Below are 2171 nucleotides of genomic sequence, written 5' to 3'. Positions count from 1 at the left end.
ATGGTCACCTGCGGTGGCCAGGCCACCATCCCCATGGTCGCCGCCGTCTCGCGCGTGGCCAAGGTCCACTACGGCGAAATCGTCGCCAGCATCTCCAGCAAGAGCGCCGGGCCCGGCACCCGCGCCAACATCGACGAATTCACCGAAACCACCTCGAAAGCCATCGAAGCCGTGGGTGGGGCGGCCAAAGGCAAAGCCATCATCGTGCTCAACCCGGCCGAGCCGCCGCTGATCATGCGCGACACCGTCTACACCCTGAGCGATTTCGCCGACGAAGCCGCCATTGCCGAATCGATAGCGCGCATGGTCGCCGACGTCCAGGCCTATGTGCCGGGCTACCGCCTGAAGCAACAGGTGCAGTTCGACCGCATCGAAGGCCTGAACATTCCCGGCGTCGGCCCCAACCTGAGCGGTCTGAAGACCTCGGTCTTTCTCGAAGTCGAAGGCGCCGCCCACTACCTGCCCGCCTACGCCGGCAACCTCGACATCATGACCAGCGCGGCCCTGCGCACCGCCGAACACATGGCCCAGCGCCTGCTGTCCGGTGCCGTGGTCCCGGTCTGAAGGAGCGCACCATGAGCCACGACATTGCCAAGAAAATCTACATCTCCGACGTGACGCTGCGCGACGGCAGCCACGCCATCCGCCACCAGTACAGCGTGGCGCAGGCCGCGCAGATCGCCCAGGCGCTGGACGAAGCCCAGGTCGATTCGATCGAAGTGGCGCACGGCGACGGCCTGCAAGGCGGCAGCTTCAACTACGGCTTTGGCGCCCACACCGACCTCGAGTGGATCGAAGCCGTGGCCAGCGTGGTCAAACGCGCCAGGATCACCACGCTGCTCTTGCCCGGCATCGGCACCGTGCACGACCTGAAGGCCGCCTACCAGGCCGGTGCCCGCACCGTGCGCGTGGCCACCCACTGCACCGAGGCCGACATCAGCCGCCAGCACATCGAATACGCGCGCCACCTCGGCATGGAAGCGGTGGGCTTTCTCATGATGAGCCACATGCAGACCCCACAAGGCCTGGCCGAGCAGGCCAAGCTGATGGAGAGCTACGGCGCCACCTGCTGCTACGTGGTGGACTCGGGCGGTGCGCTGAACATGAACGACGTGCGCGAGCGTTTCCGCGCCTTCAAGGACGTGTTGAAGCCCGAGACCCTGACCGGCATGCACGCACACCACAACCTGAGCCTGGGCGTGGCCAACAGCATCGTGGCGGTGGAAGAGGGCTGCGACCGGGTGGACGCCAGCCTGGCGGGCATGGGTGCGGGTGCGGGCAACGCGCCGCTGGAGGTGTTCATTGCCGCGGCCGAACGACTGGGCTGGAACCACGGCTGCGACCTCTACAAGCTGATGGACGCGGCCGACGACATCGTGCGCCCGCTGCAAGACCGCCCGGTGCGGGTGGACCGCGAGACGCTGGCGCTGGGTTATGCCGGTGTGTACTCCAGCTTTCTGCGCCACGCCGAGGTGGCGTCCAAGAAGTACGGCATTCCCACGGTGGACATTCTGGTCGAGCTGGGTCGCCGTCGCATGGTGGGTGGCCAGGAGGACATGATTGTGGATGTGGCGCTGGATTTGCTCACGCAGCGTGCTGCTGTGAATCCCCGCGAAGCCGCCCTCGCTGCCGAATAAATACCCACAACCATCCGGAGACCACACCATGAAATTTCGTCAACGCATCCGACTTCCTCTGGCCTTGCTGGCCCTGGCAGCCTCGGCCGCTTTCGCCCAGGACGGCAAGACCGTCCGGCTCGTTGTGCCCTTCCCGGCGGGTGGTGCTACCGACGCCATTGCGCGCATGATCGCACCCAAACTGGCACAGGAATTCGGGCAGTCCGTGATCGTGGAAAACCGGACCGGGGCCAGTGGGCAGATCGGCACGGCGTATGTGAAGTCCGCTGCGCCCGACGGGCTGACCTACCTGTTCACCACCGACCACACCATTGCAACCTTGCCGGTGCTGGTGGACCGCGCGGGTTACGACCCCCTGAAGGATTTCACCGCCGTCGGCCAGGTGGCCCGTTTCCAACTGGCCTTGTCCGCGTCGATTGCGGGCGGGGCGGCGAATCTGTCCGGCCTGAAAGACGTGCTGCGCGCCAACCCCGGGCGTGCCAGCTTTGGTGTTCCCGTGGTTGGCGGATACCCGTCCACAGTCGGCGTGGCGCT

At 66.1% G+C, this 2171-nt stretch carries 3 protein-coding genes; all 3 read left to right on the top strand.

Annotated elements, in window-relative coordinates; translation table 11 throughout:
* On the top strand, positions 1 to 564 hold a 564-nt coding region (locus ABYB95_RS22215; protein ID WP_372662110.1), incomplete at its 5' end, for an acetaldehyde dehydrogenase (acetylating).
* A gap of 11 nt (positions 565 to 575) precedes the next feature.
* Positions 576 to 1637 carry a 4-hydroxy-2-oxovalerate aldolase gene (gene dmpG / locus ABYB95_RS22210; RefSeq protein WP_372662107.1) on the top strand — a complete coding sequence of 354 codons (1062 nt, stop codon included), beginning with the start codon at positions 576 to 578 and terminating at the stop codon, positions 1635 to 1637.
* A 28-nt stretch (positions 1638 to 1665) separates the two neighbouring features.
* A partial coding sequence (locus ABYB95_RS22205; protein ID WP_372662105.1) for a Bug family tripartite tricarboxylate transporter substrate binding protein occupies positions 1666 to 2171 on the top strand: 506 nt, incomplete at its 3' end.

Origin of the sequence: Hydrogenophaga sp. (assembly GCF_041633695.1) — a bacterium.
In the GTDB taxonomy this organism is placed as follows: Bacteria; Pseudomonadota; Gammaproteobacteria; order Burkholderiales; family Burkholderiaceae_C; genus Hydrogenophaga.
This window is presented reverse-complemented; position numbering and strand designations above follow the sequence as displayed.

Bases quoted from the DNA above. Each gene is read 5' to 3' on its own strand.
- dmpG (WP_372662107.1), top strand. From the start codon at position 576: ATGAGCCACGACATTGCCAAGAAAATCTACATCTCCGACGTGACGCTG.